At 63.4% G+C, this 16,291-nt stretch carries 19 protein-coding genes; 13 read left to right on the top strand and 6 right to left on the bottom strand.

The window, feature by feature from the left end; all coding sequences use genetic code 11:
- From OIK40_RS01245 to OIK40_RS01235, 3 genes are all read right to left on the bottom strand, one after another.
- Complete coding sequence (locus tag OIK40_RS01245) at positions 1–465, bottom strand: MerR family transcriptional regulator (RefSeq protein ID WP_273675513.1); 465 nt, start codon at positions 463–465, stop codon at positions 1–3.
- A 31-nt stretch (positions 466–496) separates the two neighbouring features.
- A complete protein-coding gene (hisI, locus tag OIK40_RS01240; protein WP_273675512.1) occupies positions 497–892 on the bottom strand; it encodes a phosphoribosyl-AMP cyclohydrolase in 396 nt (131 codons plus the stop codon).
- A 395-nt stretch (positions 893–1,287) separates the two neighbouring features.
- Positions 1,288–2,013 (bottom strand): ComF family protein, encoded by a 726-nt coding sequence (locus tag OIK40_RS01235; RefSeq protein ID WP_309557457.1) that lies wholly within the window; start codon positions 2,011–2,013, stop codon positions 1,288–1,290.
- Between the two features lie 39 nt (positions 2,014–2,052).
- Between OIK40_RS01235 and OIK40_RS01230 the strand changes: the two genes are divergently transcribed.
- Positions 2,053–2,817 (top strand): class I SAM-dependent methyltransferase, encoded by a 765-nt coding sequence (locus OIK40_RS01230; protein WP_273675511.1) that lies wholly within the window; start codon positions 2,053–2,055, stop codon positions 2,815–2,817.
- Here the strand turns inward: OIK40_RS01230 and ppdK are convergent.
- The 3 genes from ppdK to OIK40_RS01215 form a co-directional block, all read right to left on the bottom strand.
- A complete protein-coding gene (ppdK, locus tag OIK40_RS01225; RefSeq protein ID WP_374211769.1) occupies positions 2,814–5,480 on the bottom strand; it encodes a pyruvate, phosphate dikinase in 2,667 nt (888 codons plus the stop codon). The two genes, OIK40_RS01230 and ppdK, sit on opposite strands and share 4 nt — an antisense overlap.
- 138 nt (positions 5,481–5,618) lie before the next feature.
- The gene (gene glyS, locus OIK40_RS01220; RefSeq protein WP_273675510.1) at positions 5,619–7,781 is read right to left on the bottom strand and encodes a glycine--tRNA ligase subunit beta; all 2,163 of its coding nucleotides are present in this window, start codon (positions 7,779–7,781) and stop codon (positions 5,619–5,621) included.
- A complete protein-coding gene (locus OIK40_RS01215; protein WP_273676049.1) occupies positions 7,781–8,650 on the bottom strand; it encodes a glycine--tRNA ligase subunit alpha in 870 nt (289 codons plus the stop codon). The genes glyS and OIK40_RS01215 overlap by 1 nt, the downstream gene beginning before the upstream one ends.
- Positions 8,651–8,958: 308 nt before the next feature.
- Here OIK40_RS01215 and OIK40_RS01210 point away from each other — a divergent pair, with 308 nt between their 5' ends.
- From OIK40_RS01210 to OIK40_RS01155, 12 genes are all read left to right on the top strand, one after another.
- A complete protein-coding gene (locus OIK40_RS01210; protein ID WP_273675509.1) occupies positions 8,959–9,315 on the top strand; it encodes a UrcA family protein in 357 nt (118 codons plus the stop codon).
- 75 nt (positions 9,316–9,390) lie between these two features.
- A complete protein-coding gene (locus tag OIK40_RS01205) occupies positions 9,391–9,879 on the top strand; it encodes a hypothetical protein (protein ID WP_273675507.1) in 489 nt (162 codons plus the stop codon).
- Positions 9,876–10,253 carry a hypothetical protein gene (locus OIK40_RS01200; RefSeq protein ID WP_273675506.1) on the top strand — a complete coding sequence of 126 codons (378 nt, stop codon included), beginning with the start codon at positions 9,876–9,878 and terminating at the stop codon, positions 10,251–10,253. Before OIK40_RS01205 ends, OIK40_RS01200 begins: the two co-directional genes overlap by 4 nt.
- A complete protein-coding gene (locus OIK40_RS01195; RefSeq protein WP_273675505.1) occupies positions 10,253–10,648 on the top strand; it encodes a hypothetical protein in 396 nt (131 codons plus the stop codon). The genes OIK40_RS01200 and OIK40_RS01195 overlap by 1 nt, the downstream gene beginning before the upstream one ends.
- Positions 10,649–10,652: 4 nt before the next feature.
- Positions 10,653–10,853, top strand: a complete 201-nt coding sequence (locus OIK40_RS01190) for a helix-turn-helix transcriptional regulator (protein WP_273675504.1) — start codon at positions 10,653–10,655, stop codon at positions 10,851–10,853.
- Positions 10,850–11,302 (top strand): hypothetical protein, encoded by a 453-nt coding sequence (locus tag OIK40_RS01185; protein WP_273675503.1) that lies wholly within the window; start codon positions 10,850–10,852, stop codon positions 11,300–11,302. Before OIK40_RS01190 ends, OIK40_RS01185 begins: the two co-directional genes overlap by 4 nt.
- Before the next feature lie 73 nt (positions 11,303–11,375).
- Positions 11,376–12,290, top strand: a complete 915-nt coding sequence (locus OIK40_RS01180) for a TraB/GumN family protein (protein WP_273675501.1) — start codon at positions 11,376–11,378, stop codon at positions 12,288–12,290.
- A gap of 52 nt (positions 12,291–12,342) precedes the next feature.
- Positions 12,343–13,233: a TraB/GumN family protein gene (locus OIK40_RS01175; protein WP_273675500.1), complete on the top strand. Its 891-nt coding sequence runs from the start codon at positions 12,343–12,345 to the stop codon at positions 13,231–13,233.
- Positions 13,234–13,348: 115 nt separating this feature from the next.
- Complete coding sequence (locus tag OIK40_RS01170) at positions 13,349–13,981, top strand: 50S ribosomal protein L25/general stress protein Ctc (protein ID WP_273675499.1); 633 nt, start codon at positions 13,349–13,351, stop codon at positions 13,979–13,981.
- 99 nt (positions 13,982–14,080) lie between these two features.
- Positions 14,081–14,659 carry an aminoacyl-tRNA hydrolase gene (gene pth / locus OIK40_RS01165; protein WP_273675498.1) on the top strand — a complete coding sequence of 193 codons (579 nt, stop codon included), beginning with the start codon at positions 14,081–14,083 and terminating at the stop codon, positions 14,657–14,659.
- 62 nt (positions 14,660–14,721) lie between these two features.
- Positions 14,722–15,228, top strand: a complete 507-nt coding sequence (locus tag OIK40_RS01160; protein ID WP_273675497.1) for an AAA family ATPase — start codon at positions 14,722–14,724, stop codon at positions 15,226–15,228.
- Positions 15,229–15,253: 25 nt separating this feature from the next.
- Entirely contained in the window at positions 15,254–16,252 is a 999-nt protein-coding gene (locus tag OIK40_RS01155) for an SDR family oxidoreductase (RefSeq protein WP_273675496.1), read from the top strand.
- Positions 16,253–16,291: the final 39 nt, after the last annotated feature.

Raw genomic sequence — 16,291 nt, 5'->3', positions numbered from 1 at the left:
TCAGCGAAGATCGAGTTTTTCGATTTCGGCAACGAAATCGGTCAGTTCCTTGATCGATGAATCGATATCGTCACGCTGCGCCTTCAACTTGGCGATATGCGTGCGGCATTTCTCGATGGTGACACGGCGCTGTTCGACCCGCCCATCATCGAGATCGTAAAGGTCGATCATCTCGCGAATTTCGGTGAGGCTGAAGCCCACATTCTTGGCGCGCATGATCCATGCAAGGCGCGCACGGTCACGCTTGGAATAGACCCGCGTCAGCCCGACGCGCGCCGGACTGATCAGGCCTTCATCCTCATAAAAGCGCAAGGCACGAGCAGTGCAGCCGAATTCCGAAGTAAGATCGGAAATCGTGAATTGCTCGCGCTCATGAATGTCGGGACGATCAAGGTGCGCCCCGTTGCGACGCGGCTCGGCCTCGGCGGCGGTCCCGGTTTGGTTCGGTGCAGGAGCAGTAGCCATGCCATGCCCCTACCTTACCTTTACGTGAGCGTCAAGTCTTGACCTTTACGAGAACGGCACTCTCCCCGTCGCCATCTACCCGCCGGTAGAAACAGCTCCGGGCACCGGTATGGCAAGTCGGCCCTTCCGCCCGCGCCCGAATCACAAGCGCATCCTGATCGCAATCGACCAGCACTTCCTCGACATTGAGAAAATGGCCCGAAGTCTCGCCCTTCAGCCACAAAGCCTTGCGCGATCGCGACCAGAAATGAACCCGCCCGCTAGCCAGCGTCTTTTCGAGAGCCTCATGGTTCATGTGCGCCACGACCAGAACCTGTGCCGATACGGCATCGACCACAACGGCGGTCAGCAAACCGGCGGCGTCGAATTTCGGGGCGAAACGCGCGCCTTGCTCGCGTTCGCTGGCGCTCAGCTCCTGGTCGGCCATCCAAGTCTCCGGCGGAATTGCGGCTCGGCGCCGGTGGACCGACACCGAAAGTTGAAGAAAACGCCGCGCTCATGCGCGGAATGTTGCAAGTTCACAACAGCGGCTTGCAAAAAATGTCCGTAGCCATGGTTAGGCCTTCCGCATCGGGGGCCGGGATGGAACAAGGCCGCATGGACTTCGCAAGAGGTTCTCCACCGAACAATGGCATCGCCCGATGCCGGGTTCAGGGGGTGACCGGACCGCAGACTGGCAGCGGGGTGCCAGTGCGACCGGTTGAACGATGAGGGACTGGATCCCGATGGCCCACTAGGGGGTGGCCATCTTGGCCCGCAAGGGTGGATCCGAACCGTTTCGTCACGCGGCGTCCGGGGCTCAAAAGGCCCCGGGCGTTTCGTTTATATGCCGTCACCCGCCTCCCCTACCCGCGCAAAACAGGCGACCGCGATACTGCGCGCACCTGCTTGAGCTAGAGCCTCGGCGCATGCGCGGGTAGTTGCGCCGCTGGTGAGCACATCGTCCACCACCAGCACATCACGACCTTCGATGCGCGTGCGTCGGCGCGGGTTGATCCTGATGGCTCCCGCCAAAGCGCGCTCCCGCGCCTCGCGCCCAAGCCCGCCAAGACTGACGGTTCGACGATGCCGCTCCAATCCGTCGACCAGAAGCGTGCCCTTGCCCAGCCTTGCCAGTTCTTCGGCAAGCAGAGCAGCCTGATTGAACCCTCGCCGCCACAAGCGCCAGCGATGCAGCGGCACCGGAACCAGCAAGGGCGCAGGCCTGTGCGGATCCTCATCCGGCAGGCGCGCCGCGATCAGCCGCGCCAAAAGCCGTGCATGCGCGATCCTTCCACCATGCTTGTAATCCAGCACGAGCCGGCGCGAGGCATCATTATAATAGGTCACGGCATGGACGCGGATCACTGTGCCGCCCGGCAAGGCTTCGGGATCGTCCGACGCACCGCCGGGTATATCGAGCAATCCCCAGCAATCGCCGCAAAGTCCGGCCTGTTCGGCGATAGCGACCCCGCACAAGGGGCAGCGCGGCGGATAGACGAGATCTACCAGCGGCTTCATGCTCCGGGACAGGTGTGCGACCACTGCCATCGCTGCAAGGTGTCGCACGGCTTGCGCTACGCTGGCAAGCGCGGCAGGGCACGCGGAATGACACCTGCGCCTATCCCGACGATTTTCAGTACGACACGCCGCGCCCGACGCCTGGACCGCGCCCGGCATCGCCGCGAGCGCGCCGATGCCGCAAGCTTCATCGCCGACGACATGATCGAGGAAACGCTGGAGCGCCTCGCATTCTTGCGCCACGAACCGGCGCGCGCACTGGTTCTGGGCGACTGGACCGATGGGCTGGCCGTTCATCTCCGTACGTCCGGTGCCGCGGTGGACGAACCGGGCGAATTCGATCTGGAGGCACCCCTCCCATCGGGCGGCTATGATTTCATCGCCATCATCGGCTTGCTCGATGCGATCAATGACTTGCCCGGCGCGCTGATCCATCTGCGCAATGCTCTGGCTCCGGGCGGCCTCGTGATGGCCCATTTCATTGGTGGCCAGAGCCTTCCGGCCCTGCGCGCCGCGATGATCGATGCCGAGCCCGATCGTCCGGCAGCGCGAATGCACCCGCTGGTCGATCCGCGCGCCGCACCGGGCCTGCTCCAGCGTGCTGGGTGGAAAGACCCGGTGGTGGACACCCATGCGCTCACCGTCCGCTATTCCTCGCTGGACCGGCTCGTGGCCGACCTGCGCGATCAGGGGCTGGGAAACGCTCTTGCCAAACCGGCGTCTCCGCTCGGCAAACCCGCCCTCGCCCGTGCCCGCGCCGGTTTTGCCGCGCGCACCGATAGCGATGGCAAGACGCCGGAGACCTTCGAGATCATCACCCTCACCGGGCGACGCTCGCTGGCCGGAACCTAGCCCTTCTTGAGAGCCGCTTGCGCCGCCGACAGTCGCGCAATCGGCACGCGGTAGGGCGAGGCGCTGACGTAATCGAGCCCCACGCTCTCGCAGAAGGCGATGCTCGCCGGATCGCCGCCATGCTCGCCGCAGATGCCGAGCTTGATGTCCGGCCGCGTCGCCCGGCCGCGCTCCGCCGCCAGTTCGACCAGCTGGCCGACGCCGTCGATATCGAGGCTGACGAAGGGATCGCGCGGGAAGATGCCCTTGTCGACATAGACGCTGAGGAACCGCGCCGCATCGTCGCGACTCACGCCGAGCGTGGTCTGCGTCAAGTCATTGGTCCCGAAGCTGAAGAACGCGCCTTCCTCGGCAATCTCGCCTGCCATCAGCGCCGCGCGCGGCAGTTCGATCATGGTGCCGACGAGGTAATCGACCCGCGTGCCGGTTTCCGCGAACACCGCCTCGGCCGTCTTGTCGACCAGCGCCCGCAGCAAGGCCAGCTCGCGCTTGGTGGCGACCAGCGGGATCATGATTTCGGGCAGCGGGGCCTCGCCACTCGACTGCTTCACCGCACACACGGCCTCGAAGATCGCGCGCGCCTGCATCTCGTAAATCTCGGGGAAGGTGATCCCCAAACGGCAGCCGCGGTGGCCCAGCATCGGGTTGAATTCATGCAGTTCGCCCGCACGCCGCTTGAGGTGATCGACGCCTAGGCCGGTTGCATCGGCGAGCTCGGCAAATTCCTCGTCTGCGTGCGGCAGGAATTCGTGCAGCGGCGGATCGAGCAGACGGATCGTGCACGGCAGGCCCGCCATCACCTCGAAGATCGCGGTGAAATCGGCGCGCTGTTCGGGCAGCAGCTTTTCCAGCGCACGGCGGCGGCCTGCCTCGTCCTCGGCCAAAATCATCTGCCGGACAAGCGAGATGCGCGAAGCTTCGAAGAACATGTGCTCGGTACGGCACAGCCCGATGCCTTCCGCCCCGAACTGGCGCGCCATGCGGCAGTCGTCGGGCGTTTCGGCATTGGTGCGCACCTTCATCCGGCGCAGCTTGTCGGCCCACACCATCAGCGTGCCGAAATCGCCTGCCAGCTCCGGCTCCACGGTCGGGACAATGCCGAGCATCACCTGCCCCGTCGCCCCGTCGAGCGTGATGGCATCGCCTTCTTTCAGCTCGGTCGATCCGATCCGCAGCGTGCGGCTGGCACGGTCGATCGAGACAGCGCCCGCGCCCGAAACGCAAGGACGGCCCATGCCGCGGGCCACAACCGCTGCGTGCGACGTCATGCCGCCACGCGCGGTCAGGATGCCCTGCGCCGCGTGCATCCCGTGAATGTCTTCCGGCGAAGTTTCGACCCGCACCAGAATGACCTTCTCGCCGCGACCCGCCCATTGTTCGGCAGTGTCGGCATCGAGCACAATCTTCCCCGCCGCCGCACCGGGCGAGGCAGGAAGGCCGGTAGTCAGCACGTTACGCTCGGCCTTGGGATCGAGAGTCGGGTGGAGCAGCTGGTCCAGCGCCATAGGATCGACCCGTCGCACCGCCTCGCGCTCGTCGATCAGGCCCTCGCCCACCATGTCGACCGCCATCTTGAGCGCGGCCTTGGCGGTGCGCTTGCCGGAGCGCGTCTGGAGCATCCACAGCTTGCCGCGTTCCACCGTGAATTCGATGTCCTGCATGTCCTTGTAGTGGAGTTCCAGCAGGTCGAACACGCGGGCGAGTTCGGCATAGGCGTCAGGCAGCGCCTCTTCCATCGACAGCGGCTTGGCGCCTGCCGCCTCACGCGCCGCCTTGGTGAGATATTGCGGCGTGCGGATGCCCGCCACCACGTCCTCGCCCTGCGCGTTGATCAGATATTCGCCGTAATAGGCGCGGGTGCCGGTCGCCGGATCGCGGGTAAAGGCGACACCGGTGGCGCTGGTTTCGCCCATATTGCCGAACACCATCGCCTGCACGTTGACAGCGGTGCCCCAGTCGCCCGGAATATCGTTCAGCCGGCGATAGACCTTGGCGCGGTCCGAATCCCAGCTGTCGAACACGGCTCGGATTGCGCCCCACAGCTGTTCATGCACGTCCTGCGGGAACGGACGGCCCAGCTCGCCTTCGACAATGCTTTTGTATTCGCTGACGAGCGCCTGCCAGTCGGCCGCGTTCATCTCGGTATCGTTGTAGAAGCCCTTGTCTTCCTTGGCGATCTCGAGCGCTTCTTCGAACAACCCGTGATCGATGCCCAGCACAACGTCCGAATACATCTGGATGAAGCGGCGATAGCTGTCCCAGGCAAAGCGCGCATCGCCCGAGGAGGCCGACAAGCCCTCGACGGTCGCATCATTGAGACCGAGGTTGAGGACGGTGTCCATCATCCCCGGCATCGAAACGCGGGCACCCGATCGCACCGAAACCAGCAGCGGATCAGCCGCATCGCCGAATGTCTTGCCCACGGTCGCCTCGACATGGGCGAGTGCATCAGCAACGGCGGCCTTCAAGCCGTCCGAGAAATCCGCACCGTCGCGCAGATAGGCGACGCATTCCTCGGTGGTGATGGTGAAGCCCGGGGGCACCGGCAGGCCGATGCTGGCCATTTCGGCAAGGTTCGCGCCCTTGCCGCCGGTAATGGTCTTGTCCTTCTGGCGCGGGTCGGAATGGTCGGCTTTGCCTCCGAATACATAGACCGTTTTCATAATCATGAAATTTCCCGCAAATGATCAAAAATTACAAAGTATACAAAGGCGACACCGTGTCACCTTTGCGGACTACCCTTAACCCCTAATATTGCTCGCCTTTCGCGAAGGTGACGAACACAGGGGCGAGCGCCGGAATCATCCTTCGATCCGGCTGAAATCCGCGACCCGGTGGACCGCATCCCGGAAACGCGCAAGCAGGGCGAGGCGCGCCTTGCGCTTTTCAGACTCATCGGCGTTGACAGTCACCTCTTCAAAGAACCTGTCGATCGGGGCGCGCAAGGTGGCGAGCGCCGCCATCGCATCGGCGAACTGCTCTGCCTCCACCGCCTGCGCAGCGCGCGGAGCAGCAGTATCGAGCGCGTCGATCAGCGCCTTTTCGGCGGGTTCGAGGGTGTAGGAAAGGTGTGTGCCCGACGGGTGAGCCTGTTCGGCAACAATCTCCGCCATGCCGGGCGCATCGACCAACGCGAGCGGATCTTCCTCTCCCGTATGTTCCGGTTCGCCACCACCCTGCCAGCCTTCCTTCTTGAGGATGTTGGCCGCACGCTTGTAGCCCGCGAGCAGGTTGGTGCCGTCCTCGGTCGTAACAAAGGCCTGGAGCGCATGAACACGGGCGAGCAGGCGGACGATGTCCCGCTCGCTGCCCACGTCGTCATCACCGCCAAATGAGGCTACCGCGTCAATCACATCATGGCGAACGCCGGCATCACGCTGCTGAACCTTAAGCCGGTCAATAACGAACGACGCGAAGTGCCCTCCAGCAGTCGCCGTTTCTAACGATAGGTCTCCCTCAACCGCCTGATCAAAAGCAGCGAGAAAATCGTAACGAAGCCCATTTTGTACGGTCAAGCTAACAAGGCCAAGCACGGCTCGGCGGAGAGCGAAGGGGTCCTTTGATCCGGTCGGTCGCTCATCAATCCGGAAGAATTGGGCCAGCGTATCCAGCTTGTCCGCCAACGAAACCGCCACCGTCACCGGCGCGGTCGGCACTTCATCGCCCTGCCCGACCGGCTTGTAGTGATCGCGGATCGCCTCCGCGACCTCGACCGGCAGACCTTCCTTGGTGGCATAATATCCGCCCATCAGGCCCTGCAATTCGGGGAATTCGCCGACCATCTCGGTGACGAGATCGGCCTTGCACAATTCCGCCGCCTGCCGCGCTAGTGCGGGATCGCAATTCGGCACGATGCCTTCGCTCGCCAACCATTCCGCCAGCTTTGCCACGCGTTCGACCTTGTCGGCCACCGTCCCGAGCTTCTCGTGGAAGGTGATGCGCGACAGCTTCTTCGCGTGTTCCGCAAGCGGCGTCTTCTGGTCCTGCTCCCAGAAGAAGCGCGCGTCGGAGAGCCGCGCAGCGAGCACCTTGCGGTTGCCGTCGACCACCACTGCCGGGTCCGCCGCCTCGATATTGGCGGTGCACACGAAGGCGTTGGCGAGTTTCCCGCCCGCATCCTCGCACACGAAATATTTCTGGTTCACCCGCGCGGTCAGCTGGATCACTTCGGGCGGCACGTCGAGGAAGGCCTCGTCGAAGCGGCCGAGCAGCGGCACGGGCCATTCGGTCAGCCCCGCGTTCTCGATCACCAGACCTTCGTCGGCGACCAGCGTCAAGCCAGCCTCCGCCGCAACCCTCGCCGCGCCTTCGCGGATGATGTTCTGGCGCTCCTCGTGATCGACGATCACTTTATGGCCGAGTAGCTTGAGCTCGTAGATGTCAGCATCGCTGATGGTGATCGTGCCGGAGGAATGGAAGCGGTGGCCGATCGTCTCGCGGCCCACTGGAACGCCGGGCACATCGCATTCGAGCACATCGCCGTCTAGAATTGCGACAATGCCAGACAACGGGCGGACCCAACGCAAGCTATCGGTGCTAATCGACGCCTCGCCCCAACGCATCGACTTGGGCCAACTGAATTCGCGTACAAGCGTTTCCACAGCTTCTTGGAGAACGCGAGAGATGGGGCGTCCAGCAGCCAAACGCTCCAAAAAGTAGACACCGTTCCGCTCGACCAGTTCTTCTCGATCGGCGAGGTAGCGCCCCAAAAATCCATTTATTGCTTGATCAGGTGCACCAACTCGAGGCCCCTTTACCTCGATTGATGTTGCCTCGGTTTCCAACGGAAGACCCCGAGCGATCAATGCCAGACGACGAGGAGTTGACCAGACTCTCAAATCCTCAACGCTTATCCCGTCAGCCTCCAATTGCTTCCGGAACAGCTTTTCCAGTTCAGCGCGCGCGCCCGCCTGCATCCGGGCAGGGATTTCCTCGCAGCGCAATTCGAGCAGGAAGTCAGCCATCAGACGAGCCTCCACCCGGGGTACTTGGCTTCCCATTCGGGGCTCATCTTCTCGGCATAGGCCTCGCAGGACGAACGCGCCAAGTCACGCACCCGGCCCATGTAGCTGGCGCGTTCCTGCACCGAGATGACGCCGCGCGCCTGAAGCAGATTGAACACGTGGCTCGCCTCGATCGCCTGTTCATAGGCGGCAATCGGCACGCCTGCGGAAAGCGCGTTGCGGCACTCCGCCTCGGCCTTGGCGAAGAGATCAAACAGCGCGTCGGTTTCGGCGACTTCGAAGTTCCACTTCGACATCTGGCGTTCGTTTTCGAGGAAAACGTCGCCGTAACTGACGCCGTGCTGGTTGAAGGCCAGATCGTAGACGTTGTCGACGCCCTGAATGTACATCGCCAGACGTTCGAGACCGTAGGTCAGCTCGCCCGCGACCGGTTTGCAGTCGAACCCGCCCATCTGCTGGAAGTAAGTGAACTGGGTGACTTCCATCCCGTCGCACCAGACCTCCCAGCCCAGCCCCCATGCGCCGAGCGTCGGCGACTCCCAGTCGTCCTCGACAAAGCGGATATCGTGCGCCAGCGGATCGATGCCGATTGCCTTGAGGCTGGCGAGGTAGAGCTCCTGAATATCCGCTGGCGAAGGCTTCAGGATGACCTGATACTGGTAATAGTGCTGCAGCCGGTTGGGGTTTTCGCCATAGCGCCCGTCGGTCGGGCGGCGGCAGGGCTGCACAAAGGCAGCGTTCCACGGTTCCGGACCCAAAGCGCGCAGCGTCGTGGCGGTGTGAAACGTGCCTGCACCCATGCGCATGTCATAGGGCTGCAGGATCACGCAGCCATTGGCGCTCCAGAAATCGTGGAGCGTCAGGATCATGTCCTGAAAACTGCGGGTCGGATCGCGCCCGTCAGGAGCCGATTCGCGCGCCGGTGATTTGGCCTCTGATTCCATGCCGGGGGCCATGACCCAAGCCCCCCACCGGGTCAATGCCGCGCCGCAGCATCGGTGCTTTTTGCACATCCGAAACGCCCCTGAAACCCGCAGAAATCGGGGCTTTTCGTAAGGTCTGCATGACCAAATGTCAGGTCATGTTGACATGGTTAGCGAATCTCGACATAAAGTAAGGGCAACCTGACATTCCGGAAGGTTGTCGTGACAAACTCTTCCTCCCCAGGAGACCCCCTATGTCCTCTCGTCCTCCCCTTGCCGCCGCAGCCGTCGCACTGGTTGCTGTCACCCCCGCGATGGCCAACCCCGTCAACGCGACCGACTTCGAAACCGTTATCGCGCATGACGATCTCGACCTTACGACCCGTGAAGGTGTCGCCCGGCTCGACGAGCGGGTGCGCACCAAGGCGCGCCAGATGTGCCGCAACGGCGGCCGGGACAGCGCGTCGCTGCGGCTCGAGCGTGAATGCCAGGCCGGCGCGCTGGCCGCAGCCGCCCCGGCAATCCGCGTGGCGGTAGCCAATGCCCGGATCGATCGGGTCCGCCTCGCAGAGAATACCCCCGCATCGCCCGCCGCCACTCCCGGCGTGTGATACCCCTGGCGGAGGGGCAGGCCCCGCGCCCCTCCGCCAATCCTTCTTCAAGCCTGAAATGAGAGCGCCAGACTGATGCAGATGTCCGAAAGATCCCGCAAGGCATTGCGATACAGGGCCTATTTCTGGCTGATGGACGCCAGTCTGGTTGCTGTTGCGTATGCGGCTATCGAACCGATCATCAGCTATTTCTTCGATTACGACATCAGCACCGTACTGCCGGAACCTGTACGGGCCGTCTTTCTGGCCTTTGTTACGTTCTTCATTCTGGTTGTTCCGGTAATCCTGATTTGCGCGAAGTTCATGCGCGATGAATATTGCGAACAGCTGTGGAAACGCAGCTTTGTTGTGATGGCGTATCTGACGGCTTTGGCCCCGTTGATCTATATGGTGGTCTATTGGTCGCTGTTTTACGCACTCGGTCAGCCAAAGCCTTTGCCGCCCATCCTCGCCTGGCCTTTCAGGGAAGTAACCATGGGGCCGGCAATCTACATCGCCTGGATCGGTTACATGATGGTGTTCGTGGCGCTCTTCCAGTTCCTGCGCTGGAGGGATGCACGATGAACAAGGCGAACATCTTCATGGGCGGCAGCTGGATCGGATTGTCGGGCCTGTTGCTGGTTGGCGCGGCGCAGGCGGTCGACGCGTGGGGCCTGATCGGCATGCCCGGCACCGCGCTTCTGATGATCGGCAGCTTTGCCATGCTGGCAACCCGTAAGGCCGACGAATACACGCTCGGCCTGTGGAACGCCGGGGCCAGCGTCGCCTTCGGCACCATGCTGATCTCCTTCATCGGCCTCTCCTTTGTCGAAGGCTTTATCGACGGACTCACCAACAGAAGTTCAGAACGCTCAATTCCCGCCGATACCGTTCTCGTGCTGCAAATCGCATCCTTCTACATCGGCCTGTTCATCAAGCGCCTGCTGGGAGACATGTGATGCCCTATCGACCGCGCGGTTTCAGCACTGGCATTTTTACTGCCGACGAGCAGGATCGCTCCTTCGCCTATGTGGCTCTGTGGGCCGGACTGCCGGCGTGCATCGTTCTTCTCGCTTCGCTGCACTTCGGGAAAATCGCCGTCCTTACGCCTGTATGTTCGGGCATGGTTGTCGGCAGCCTGATCGGTCTCGTCCTCAGCTGGTCGAACGATGAATTCGTGCGCACGCAAATTGCCTTTGCGGCCAATTGGGCCTTGACCTTTGCGGGGATCATCCTGTTGTTCGAAGTCGTACCTTCATTGAACGACCGGGCGCCCGACCAGCGCTGGACGCTGGCGATCATGGCCACCATCTTTCATGCCGCATTGGCCTGGCGACGGTGGCGGGACAGGTAATAGCATGAAGAACCGCCTCAAAGTGCTGCGCGCCGAGCGCGACTGGTCGCAGGCCGAACTGGCTGGACGGCTCGACGTCTCTCGCCAGGCGGTCAACGCCATCGAGACCGGCAAGCACGACCCCTCGCTCCCCCTCGCCTTCCGCATTGCCCGCCTGTTCGACATGAAAATCGAAGAAATCTTCGACGATGGAGAAGCCGCATGATCCTCCAGAAAAATGCACAGATCGGCCCCGGTGAAGCGCGCCTGCGCAAGCGCCGCCGCAACCAGATCGTGTTCCTTGCCATCGCCGGGATGATCGGCGGTCTGATCGGCTTTGCCACAGGCGCTTTCGATCAGGGCGACGGCAATCTGTTCGCGGGCGATTGGGAACGGCTCAAGCTTCCGCCCGCGCTGGCGCTGGGTCTGGTGGTGCTGTTGCTGATCGGTTTCGTTGCCATGCCTATCTATGGCTTCGGGAAAATCGACGATTACAAGCGCGAACACAATTTCATCGGTTTCACCGGCGGGTGTCTTGCTGTGCTGGCAGGCTTTCCCGTCTGGGCAGCGCTTTACGCCGGAGGTTTCGCGCCGCCGCCGCATGCGTTCGGCATCTTCGCCCTCGCCTATGTCGCGATGCTTGCATCCTTTCTGTTTGCCCGCTGGCGGCTGTGAATTTCTGTTGGCTAGCACACTTGTCCACTTGTCCTTTGTCCCTCAAACCCCTGAATCCCCGAAAGGAAAAATGATGAAACTTGCCAATCTGCTTGCACTCACCGCCGCCCCGCTCGCGCTGTTTGCCGCTGCCCCCGCGCTGGCCGACAACCACGCCGCGACCGACGCCGCCGCGCCCGCCGCCACCGGCAACGGCCCCGCGTTGTGGAAGGTCGCCGACGAGGACACCACAATCTATCTGTTCGGCACGGTCCATGTCCTGCCGCAGGGCGTCGAATGGTATGATGCGACCATCGCCGGCGCGCTAGAAGGTGCCGACATGATCGTGACCGAGATCAAGATGGACCCTGCTGCCGAGACCGAGCTCCAGCAGCTCAGCATGTCGATGGGATTACTGCCTTCCGGCACCACGCTGCGTTCGCTGCTGACGCCGGAACAGATCACCGCCTACGAAGCAGCACTGGCAAAGATCGGCGCGCCGCCGGCTGCCTTCGATCCGCTCAAGCCCTGGCTGGCCGGCCTTACGCTGTCGCTGCTGCCGCTGATGCAGCAGGGATATGATCCCAACAGCGGGGTCGAGAAGGTGCTGCTGTCGAAGGTGGGAGACAAGCCGCAGGGCGCGCTGGAGACCGCCGAATACCAGCTCGGCATCTTCGACGGCATGCCGACCGAAGGGCAGGTGTCGTTCCTGATGGAAGCGGTTGACGGCATGGACGAGGTCAAGCCGATGCTCGATCGGATGGTAGCCGAATGGGCCGAAGGCGATGCCGACGAACTTGCCGTCATCATGAACGAGGGCATGAGCGATCCGGCGGTGGCCGAAGCCCTGCTCTACCAGCGCAATGCCAACTGGGCCGAATGGATCGACACCCGGCTCGACGAACCCGGCACGGTGTTCATCGCGGTCGGCGCGGGCCACCTGGCGGGCGCGAAGAGCGTGCAGGATTACCTCGCCGAAAAGGGCATCACCGTTTCGCGGGTAAAGTGAGCGGAGCCGGATAGCGATGATCGCTTTGTCGGGGACCGGATCAATCCGCAGAATGTGGCGCGCCGTCGCGGCGGCGCTGGTCCCCGCCCTTGCCCTTTACCTCGCCGGGTGCAGCGATGCCCCCGGCGAGGACACGGAGGGGCCGCCGCCCAATCCGCTGCTATACGAAATCGCCGGTGCCGACGGCACGGTGGAGGGCTGGATGTTGGGCACCATCCATGCCCTGCCCCCCGGCACAAGGTGGCAAACCCCGCCGATCGACCGGGCCACCGAGATGGCCGACATACTGGTAGTCGAAATTGCCGCGCTGGACGATCGTCCGGCGCTTTCACGCATCTATGCCGAACTGGCGACGACGCCGGGTCTTCCGCCGCTCGACAAACGCCTGCCCGCCGCGCTGCGCCCGCAGCTGGCCGATCTGCTGGCGCGGGGTGATATGGATGCCAATGCGTTCACCGAAACGGAAAGCTGGGCTGCGGCCCTGATGCTCGCGCAAGTCGATGCCGTGGGCGATCCCGAATACGGGGTGGATCGCGCCTTGATCCGTGCCTTTCCGGCAAACAGGGTGCGCGAGCTGGAAGGCGCGCGCGGACAGCTGGAAATCTTCGATGCCCTGCCCGAAGCCGAACAGCGCGATCTGATTGCCGCAGTCGTGACCGAGGGTTCCGAAGCCCGCGCGCGTGCGGACGAGCTGCGCCGTGCGTGGCTGTCGGGCGACGAAGCGGCGCTGACAGAGGCCGCAACCCGCGGCATCATGGCCGATCCCGAACTGCGTGAGACGCTGCTGGTTGCCCGCAATCGTCGCTGGGATGGGCGGATCGCGGCACTGCTCGAACAGCCGGAACGCCCGCTGATCGCGGTCGGCACCGCACACCTTCTCGGCCCGGACGGGTTGGTGGCGATGCTGGAAGCGCGGGGCTATCGCGTCACCCGGCTTCCCTAAAGCGGTTGCCAATCGCGGCGTCACGCACTAAGGGCCCGCGCTTCGGCGCTCTGGTCATCCCTGGAGGCGGCGCGCCGGATAACCTGATTTCAACACGCATTCGAAAGGCACTATTATGAGCGACGCTCTGAACCTGCCGGCTGAAGCGCGCGAACGGGCTGGCAAGGGAGCCTCCCGAGCACTTCGCCGCGATGGTCGGACGCCTGCCGTGATTTACGGCGGCAAGGAAGAACCCACCATGATCCACGTCGAGCAGAAGGAACTGGTCAAGCAGCTGATGACCGGCCACTTCATGAACTCGATCGTCAACATCGAGATCGGTGGCAAGACCATCAAGACGCTCCCCAAGGACGTTGCCTTTCACCCGGTGACCGACCGCCCGACCCACGTCGACTTCCTTCGCCTGTCGGCGGATTCCAAGGTCGACGTCGCCGTGCCGGTGGTGTTCATCAACGAAGAAAAGTCGCCCGGCCTCAAGAAGGGCGGCGTGCTCAACATCGTTCGCCACGAGCTCGAGCTGGTCTGCCCGGCTGACTCGATCCCCGGCGAGATTGAAATCGACGTCACCGGCAAGGATGTCGGCGATGCGATCCACATCAGCGAAGTGGCTCTTCCCGCAGGCGTGGAAAGCGCGATCACCGATCGCGACTTCACCATCGCCACGCTGGTTGCCCCGTCGGCTCTGAAAAAGAGCGAAGGCGCTGCGGCTGCCGAGGTGACCGAAGAGACGGAGACCGAGGAAGACTGATCTTCCCTGCCGCCAGCGGCATGAAATACCGGACGCCGGGCTTCTCAGGGGAAGTCCGGCGTCTTTCGTTTGAACGGCAACACGGCTAGGGGCGGTGACATGCAGATCTGGGTCGGCCTAGGAAATCCCGGACCGCGCTATGCGCTCCACCGGCACAATGTCGGCTTCATGGCCGTGGACGTCATCGCCGATATGCACGGCTTTGGGCCCGAGCAGAAGAAGTTCCAGGGCTGGGCGCGCGAAGGGCGGATCGGCACGCAGAAAGTCCTGCTGCTGAAGCCCGCGACATTCATGAACGAAAGCGGCCGCTCGGTCGGCGAGGCGCTGCGCTTCTACAAGCTCGGCACCGATGCGCTGACCGTGTTCCACGACGAGCTCGATCTTGCGCCCTTCAAGGTGAAGGTAAAGCTGGGCGGCGGCCATGCCGGACACAACGGCCTGCGCTCAATCGACCAGCATTGCGGGCCTGACTTCCGCCGGGTGCGGCTCGGCATCGGGCATCCCGGGCACAAGGACCGCGTGACCGGCCACGTGCTCGGCAATTTCGCCAAGGCCGAGGAAGATGATCTTGCTGCGATGCTCGGCGCGGTCGGCGCGGAAGCCGAATGGCTGGCAAAGGGCGATGACGTCCGCTTCATGAACGATGTGGCGCTGAGAGTGCAGGACATGACTCCGTGACCGGTCTTAAAGTCGCCATCACCGATTCCCGACTGCTGGCGATCCGCGCGGATTGATCCGTCATGCAGCGCGTGCTCGTCATCGGCCCTTGCGGATCGGGCAAGAGCACTCTCGCCCGCGAACTCGCGCCGCGCATGGGCCTGCCGCTCGTCCACATGGACCAGCTTGGCTGGCAGGCGGGCTGGATCGAGACAGAGAAAGCCGAACTCCACGCGCGGCTTGCCGATGCCGTGTCGCAGGACGAATGGCTGATCGAGGGCAATTACGGCAGCACCCTCGCCCCCCGGCTCGAACGTGCGGATATGGTCATCTATCTCGATTTCCCGATCCGCCTGTGTCTGTGGCGGCTCGTGAAGCGGATAATCACCAATCGCGGCCAGTCGCGCCCCGACATGCCCGAAGGCTGCCCGGAACGGTTCGACCCGGCGTTCTTCTGGTACGTGATGAACTGGAACACCGGCCCGCGCGTGCGCACCGAGGCGATGCTGGCGGGTTACAAAGGCACGCTCATCCGCCTCGCCAACCCGCGCGAACTTGCAGAATGGCGCAAAGCCAATAACCTTGGCTGATCTGTTTCAGGCCAAGGAAACCGCCATGTCCCGTCTCGACCGCCGAACCCTGCTCGCTTCGGCCGCCGCCACCGCCGCAATCGCCGCTACCACCCGGGCAGCGGCTGCCGATCCGGTCTACAACCCGCAAGCCGATTTCACCGGCAAAAGCGTGCTGATCACCGGCTGCTCGTCGGGCTTCGGGCGGCTGTCGGCGGAACTGCTGGCAAGGCAAGGGGCGCGGGTATTCGCCACGATGCGCAACCTCCCCCGCCCCGAGGCTGACGAGCTTGTCGCATTGGCAAGTGCCGACAAGCTTGATCTGCATGTCATCGGCATCGACGTGACCGACCTTAAGCAGGTCAATGCCGGCGTGAAGGAGGCCGAGCGGATCAATGGCGGGCCGATCGACGTGCTTGTCAACAATGCGGGCATCGGCATCACCTCTCCCATCGAGGTGCAGGACATGGAGGCCACGCGCCTTATCTTCGATACCAACGTGTTCGGCCCGCACCGCATGGCACGCGCGGTGCTGCCGGGCATGCGCAGCAAGGGCGGCGGGCAGATCATCCAGATCTCCAGCCAGCTGGGCCGCGTCATCACGCCCTATTCGGGGCATTATTCCGCCACCAAATTCGCACTGGAGGCAATGAGCGAACAGCTCGCCTACGAATTGGTGCCGCACCAGATCGACGTGACCATCATCGAACCGGGCGGCTATCCGACCAAGGTGTGGGTCAACCGCAACATCTATTCCGCCGCGCTGAAGGAACGTTCCATGGCGGTGCATTCGGAAGGCTATCCCGATCAGGTTGCGCGGATGGGCACGGAGGACGGATCGGGCCGCCGCAACGATCCGATGGACGTGGCCCGCGCGATTGCGGGGTTGATGACCCAGCCCCCGGGAACCCGCCCGCTGCGCCTGCCGGTCTCGCCCGGTAACAAGCCGCAGATCCCGATCAATCAGGTGACCGCACAGGTGCAGACCGCGTGGCTCGGCAATTCGGCCTATGGCCCGCTGATCCGCGGCGTTCACGAACGGTGAGGCTCTAGCCAGCGCCCCGCGCGCCCGCTAAGGGCCAGC

Origin of the sequence: Erythrobacter fulvus (genome assembly GCF_028595285.1) — a bacterium.
GTDB classification, from domain to species: domain Bacteria; phylum Pseudomonadota; class Alphaproteobacteria; order Sphingomonadales; family Sphingomonadaceae; genus Erythrobacter; species Erythrobacter fulvus.
The sequence above is the reverse complement of the archived record's forward strand: the minus strand, read 5'-3'. Positions and strand labels throughout refer to the sequence as shown.